Below are 6740 nucleotides of genomic sequence, written 5' to 3' on the forward strand. Positions count from 1 at the left end.
GCCAATAACTTTACCATTATTTACATTACTACTAAGGCCTGAATCTTTATTATAATCATATTCTATTCCTATTGGATGATTTGCTTTGCTGTAGTCTATTTCCAATTTACCCATATTGAGGCTTGCAAAATAACTCTCAGTATATCCAGTTGATTCTGACATCCCATCATGACAAGCCATACAGGCTTCTGATGATGGGTTAATAGATGTGTCTTGAATATTATCAAGAGTATTGGTAGGGCTAGTATATGCCGAATATGCCGCACCATCATCATATTTATTTACATCGTTCCACAAAGGTATTTTAGTCCCTGCATTATGAGGCTTATGGCAAGGAGCACATGGACTAACATCAGCCCCATCACTACGTATGAAGTTATGAGGACTCGTCTGTCCATTAATATCAGCACTATGACAATTATATGTTGCACAGCTTGAAGCATACAAATATCCAGAAGTCAGTAAGAAAAAAGCAAATAAAAACAATTTTAAATTATTTTTACACATATGTACCCCTAAGTTAATAACTTATCAAGACGGGGCACTTCGCCCCGCCACAAAAAGCTATTAATTGTTATGGCAAGTCTGACAAAGTGTTGTTTTTGATGCCCTTAAAAAGTCTCCATTTGTATCATCATGTGGATCATGACAAGTTGCACACTCTAAAGTATCAGAAGAAGCCCCATAAAATTTAAAACCTGCTGACTTAACAGTTGCTAAAGCTACCAATGCAGTATTAGTTCCTGCATCATCATACTTAATAGCTACAGGGTGCTGGCCACCTGAATTATTGGTATAATCTAATTTCAAACCTGTAGTAATGCCTGCTTTTACTGGTTGCGCACTTGCAAAATCAACATTTACAGATTCTACCATACCATCGTGACAAGCCATACAAGCTTGTGAAACATTACCCAAAGTACTTCCAGGTGTTTGATTCAAAGCATCTGTTGGAGATGAATACGCAGCATAAGTGGTATCATCAAGCTCGTTTGAATCATTCCACAAAGGGATTAATGTACCTGCGTTGTGAGGTTTGTGACAACCTGAACATGCAGTAGTACCGTACTTATTGCCTGCACTTGAGAAGTCGTGTGCAGTCCCCGCAACCGCTGCAAAAAGCATGGTTGGTAAAGCCAATAAAGCTAACAACATTAAAAGTTTTTTCATAAATACCTCCTGTCTGTTTTATGAAACAAATTTGTTGAATTACTTATAGCATTAACTGTGCCAACAATTGTCATTTTTTTATGAACCATTGCCTACTTTAATAATCTAACGTATCGCACTATATAAAGGTGGTTCACTTATTTTCATACCAAACTTGTAAGATTTTTTGGCTTGCCAGAAAATTGATCACTTATTATTGATACAAACTGTATACAAAATACAATATTTTGACACAGTGGTGGTACACTTTTGACACACTTTTGAAACAGATTTGAAACATTAACAATAAAAGATTGGACAACGACACAAATCGATACTAATTTTCAGTTTAACAGAGAACTGCCCGAAGCTATTTAATGCCGTGCCTGTCCAGCATTCTATATAGTGTAGATCTGCTAATTCCCAAAGCTTCCGCTACTTTGACCTTATTGCCATTATAATCATCAAGGGCTTTTATTAAGGCATTCTTATCGACAAGTACATTCTCTGCCTTGTCAATTGGACAGAGATTGAGGTCTGTTTTTAAAATAACACCGCTATCCTTTGCTTTTACTATTGCATTTCTGATAACATTTTCAAGCTCTCTTATATTCCCCGGGAAATCATATTTTAAAAGGCACTTTTCAGCCTCTTTAGAGAGCTTCAATATTTCATCACCTTCAGCATACTTTTTAAGAAAATAATTGGCAAGAGGAAGGATATCCAATTTTCTTTCCCTCAAAGGGGGCAGCTTGATCTCAGCAACCTTTAATCTAAAATATAAATCTTTTCTAAACTTCCCATCTTTAACCTTATTTTCAAGGTTTACATTGGTTGCAAAAACATACCTTACATTGAGCTTTATTTCCTTTTTACCTCCTACTCTCCTAATAGTGTTTTCTTGCAAAACTCTCAATAATTTTACCTGAATATCAAGCTCAAGATCGCCTATTTCGTCTAAAAATAGAGTCCCATTGTTTGCAAGTTCAAAATATCCCTTTTTATCTTTATCTGCGCCTGTAAATGAGCCTTTTTCATATCCAAAAAGTTCAGATTCCAAAAGAGAAGCCGGAATCGCATTACAATTTACGGCAAAAAACTCATTATTCTTTCTGTTACTATACTTATGAATTAGGTTAGCTATTACTTCTTTACCTGTTCCACTTTCACCCAAAATTAAAACTGGCATATCACTTTTAGCTATCTTAGCCAAATCTTTTAAGACTTGAACAAAGTTAGGAGAATTGGCTATAATTTCGTCTTTATTTTCTGTTTCTGTGTTGTTATTGTTTTCTACCGAAATTGCAGCCTCTTGTCTCTTTTCATAATTTTCAATTATTCTTTTTAAATCTTTAATTTTGAAAGGCTTGCTCAAATATTCATAAGCCCCCTCTTGTATTGACTTTATTGTCAGCTCGCTTGTACCAAAGGCAGTTATTAATATAAAAATAGCATCGTTACCTTCACTTTTTATCCTTCTGAGAAGCTCAAGTCCGTCAAGCTCATTCATAACAAAGTCACATATTATAACGTCAAATTTTTCCTTTTTTAATATATCGTAGGCGTGTATTCCATCATAAGCGACTTTAACATCATAGTCTTTTTGAAGCCCCATTTTAATTATTTCTCTTGAGTTTTTGTCGTCATCAACCACTAACACTTTAAGCTTCATAATAATTAACCGGTATCCTTATCCCAAAAGTTGTATTTTTATTGTTTGATTCAAAGTATATTTCACCCTTTAAAGCCTCTGCCAACTCTTTACAAACGGATAATCCGAGGCCGGTACCTTTGCCGGTTTTTTTAGTGGAAAAAAACGGATTAAATATTTTATCAATAACCTCTTTCGGCACACCTTTCCCATTGTCTGTTACCGAAATATCCACGATTGGCTTCTTGATTATAGATTTTACTTCAATTTGACCATTATCAGCTCCAATACTATCAGCTGAATTTTTTATAAAATTAAAAAGTATCTGCTCTATAAATCCCCTATCAGAAACAATGTCATAATCTGATGTAGAATAAGTAATTTTAATATTGTCAGAAATTGTAAAAGATATATCCTGAATCAAATTCTCTATCAGCACTTTCAAGTTAAACTCTTCTATATTTGGGTCAGGTTTTTTTGAGGCATAAAGATAATTTTTGATTATAGTCTTCATTTTAGATGTCTGTCTTACAATACTTTCTGCCCTTTCTTTTACAAACTCATCTTCATACATTTCAAGCAATAAATCAGCGTTGCCCAAAATAACGTGAATAGGCGTGCCAAGCTCGTGAGCCATTTTAGATGCAAATTGACCAAGAAGTGAAATTTTTTCAAGCTGATTAACTTTTTCATTAAGAGCAATTTCACGTTCTTCAATTTTTTTCACGACCAAATACAGCATAAAAATATATGCTATAAAACCTAAAAGAGTAAATATGGAAGCCCTCACTCTGACATGATTAATATTATGTATTACATTGGTAGCATTTTTATAAACTTCCATTACCCCTTTTATTTCGCCGGAAAAAACAACAGGTATATAAATTTCTTGTACATATTCAACATTTTTTATATTCATGAGATAATGAGCGCTTTCAACTTTATCTATATGTTTAATCTCATAAAAATTTTCCCCTTTTAAAGCTATCTTCAGCCCATCACTTTCATTATTCAAGCTTAATAACTGCTTTGAATTTTTCACAGCTAATCGCTTACCTTTATTATCATAAACTACAATATCAATTAATTCCGGTTCAAAATCAAGACTGTTAAAAAGTGTAGAAAAGTCAATATACTCATTCCATAAATTTCTATATACATAAAGACTTGTCTTACTCACTAATATATTTCTAAACTTTGCATCAAAAGATTCCTGCTCACTTTTAATAATAAAGTTTTTAAAATCTTGATAAATCATAATGTTCATAATGAATAACAATCCGAAAACAATAGTTACAGTAGTAATAAGAAATTTCTGTGTCAAAGATATCCTGTCAAAGAAATACGCTAACCTGCCAATTATATTTTTAATCAATCTACCACCTAAGCATAGGCTCTTCAACCGTCATATTTTTTCGAGCTTTCTTGTATATATCACTCAAATATTGAAAAACAACCAATCTTCTATTCGGTGCATCAAGCACATATATCCTATCCTTTGAATCAATAATTATATCTTTGGGATTGTTAAATCCCCCCAAATATACAGACGGCTTCTGATCGCCCATATAGTATAAAAATGTTCCATCCTGACCAAATATTTTAAACCCATTTGAAGCGATGTCAACTATATATATGTGCCCTTCAGAATCAAAAGCGATTCCGTTAGGAAAATTTAGCGCCCACAAATTATCCCCCGGCTCGAGTAAATCTTTTATAAGATTACCATCTTTATCATAAATAAAAACCTTACCGACAAATTTTGAAACAGCAAAAATTCTCCCGGTGCCATTTTCAACAGCCAAAGCAACTGGTGCAGGAACTTTTTCAATACTCTTTACAAACTTGCCATCGAGAGTCAGTATGTCGATTTTACCAAACAGCTGATCTGACACATATATTTTACCATCATAAACATAAAGGTCTGTTATATCTTTATAAAGTCCCGTAGAATCAAAACTTCCGCCACTTTCAAATTTCTTAAGATCTTCATCTTTAACTTTCTTACCATATGACCATAAGACCTTTTTATCTTCATTTATTTCCATTATACTTCCAGAAGCTCTGTTAGCAATAAAGATTCTTCCATCGGGAGTAACATCAATGGCACATGGCATTATACTGCCAAAATTCAAATCTCTAATCTCCTGTTTTACAAAGTCAATAATCTGTATCTTAAAGGCAATCGGAGAAGCAATATAAACTTTACCTTTCCCGTCAGTAGCCATTCTGATTGACCTGTTTTCTATCCACTTAACATTAACATCACCAACTAATTCTTTTAAGATTGCACTCTTCCCGCTCTCCTTTTTTGGGAATTCATTAGAATTGGTAATAACTCTCAAAGCCTGTATTTTTGGATTTGCTGACTCTTTTGGCCATACATACTCATCCAATACAAATTTCGGAGGTTTAGAAGCACAGCCAAATATAACAAATACAATAAAAATAAAAAATAATTTCCTCATATCCCAACTCCTACAATTTATCATTATGACATTTTAAACACAATTCCATAAAATCCGTTACATCCTGTTGAAATAACTGCTTGGATTTACCGTAATGAGGGTTGTGACACGACACACATGATAATTCTTCCCCCGTGCTTCGAATGATTTTATCGGAAGTAGGGTGCGCATTGGAATTAAAATTAGCAAGTACATGAACACCTGACTTTTTATCGGTATGACAGTTATTACATATCCCATTAATTTTATCATTTAAAAGAAATTTCAACTCTGATCCGTGAGGGTCATGGCAAATGTTACAATAGCCGGCTACTGTCGGACCGTGGGCAAACTTGGCCTCAAACATTGCCGACTGAAATTCCTGATGGCACTGCAAACACTTTGTAGAAACCGGTTGCGTAGGGGTAAAATAGTTATTTTTATCGTGGCACTGAAAACATTGTATTGCAGCAACAGGGCCGTGTACAAACTTTGTCTTAGTTTTTTCTTTATGGCATTTCATACAATCGGACGACTTCTCAAAGCTATGACAACTCACACATAAAGTCTTATTTTCATCCATATGGAAAAAAGTTTTCTTTTTTACTTTATCCCTATATGCAACTGTAGAAGTTTTGAAAAATATTTTCAAATTTTGCTGTGAACCTTTGTAGTCGATAAGTATGTCATTCTCATCTTTATCTAAAGTTACACTTTTCATAAAAACGTATTTTTCTCCATCTTTGGAAGCCAATTTTCTAAAGTTACCAATCTCTTCTACCTTATTATTAGTCTTAATAGTAAACTCTTCAGATTTTTTTACATATCCTACTATATGAATGGTCCTATTAAATACAACGGTATTATTTGTAGGATATACAATAGTTAAATCTGCGGAATAAGCCTTTGTAAAAACAAAAAACAGCAATAAACTAATCAAATATATTTTTTTCACACGCTTTCTCATAATATTCGCTGGCTTTTTCGTAATTTCCTAATTTTGCATAATTTTTTGCTAACAAGTAGTATAACTTACCCTTACTTGGAAAAATATTTTCAATGTTTTTCAAAATATCAAGGGATTCATTATATTTCCCACTCAGATATTGCACATAGGCAATATAAAATTTTGCATTCATATTAAATGCAATAGTATTCAACATTTTGTTTGCATCGTCATACTTTCCAAGCATTATATATACTTCACTCAGTTTAAGTTTTTCAAGCTGATTTAATCCATCAACTTCAATCTCTGCCAATCTTCTTTCCGCATCATCTTTTTGACCGTCCTCGATTAATCTTTTAACAAAATTAATCTTTGGTAATTCGCTTCTCTTTGTAACAACCTTGTTATTACTTTGAAATTGTTCATATTCCTCTTTAGTAATTTTACCCCGCAAATAGTCAATATATCGGCCTACTTTCGCCACATATTGACCTTGATACCCCAAAGCATCAATAATCATATTTTCTTCATTTAAAAATATTGTTAC

At 33.3% G+C, this 6740-nt stretch carries 6 protein-coding genes and 1 pseudogene; all 7 read right to left on the reverse strand.

Going from position 1 to position 6740, the window contains the following annotated elements; translation table 11 throughout:
* Positions 1-447, reverse strand: a pseudogene (locus tag ACTCAF_RS10680) (cytochrome C); the annotation flags it as partial.
* Between the two features lie 120 nt (positions 448-567).
* Positions 568-1155 (reverse strand): cytochrome c3 family protein, encoded by a 588-nt coding sequence (locus tag ACTCAF_RS10685; protein WP_463063265.1) that lies wholly within the window; start codon positions 1153-1155, stop codon positions 568-570.
* A 364-nt stretch (positions 1156-1519) separates the two neighbouring features.
* On the reverse strand, positions 1520-2821 hold the full coding sequence (locus ACTCAF_RS10690) for a sigma-54-dependent transcriptional regulator (RefSeq protein WP_463063266.1): 1302 nt from the start codon (positions 2819-2821) through the stop codon (positions 1520-1522).
* Positions 2811-4175: a sensor histidine kinase gene (locus ACTCAF_RS10695; protein ID WP_463063267.1), complete on the reverse strand. Its 1365-nt coding sequence runs from the start codon at positions 4173-4175 to the stop codon at positions 2811-2813. The genes ACTCAF_RS10690 and ACTCAF_RS10695 overlap by 11 nt, the downstream gene beginning before the upstream one ends.
* A gap of 1 nt (position 4176) precedes the next feature.
* Positions 4177-5268 carry an NHL repeat-containing protein gene (locus ACTCAF_RS10700; RefSeq protein WP_463063268.1) on the reverse strand — a complete coding sequence of 364 codons (1092 nt, stop codon included), beginning with the start codon at positions 5266-5268 and terminating at the stop codon, positions 4177-4179.
* A 10-nt stretch (positions 5269-5278) separates the two neighbouring features.
* The gene (locus ACTCAF_RS10705; RefSeq protein ID WP_242820009.1) at positions 5279-6202 is read right to left on the reverse strand and encodes a cytochrome c3 family protein; all 924 of its coding nucleotides are present in this window, start codon (positions 6200-6202) and stop codon (positions 5279-5281) included.
* A partial coding sequence (locus ACTCAF_RS10710; protein ID WP_463063269.1) for a tetratricopeptide repeat protein occupies positions 6180-6740 on the reverse strand: 561 nt, incomplete at its 5' end. The genes ACTCAF_RS10705 and ACTCAF_RS10710, both read right to left, overlap by 23 nt.

The sequence above is a fragment of the Deferrivibrio sp. genome (assembly GCF_055117995.1).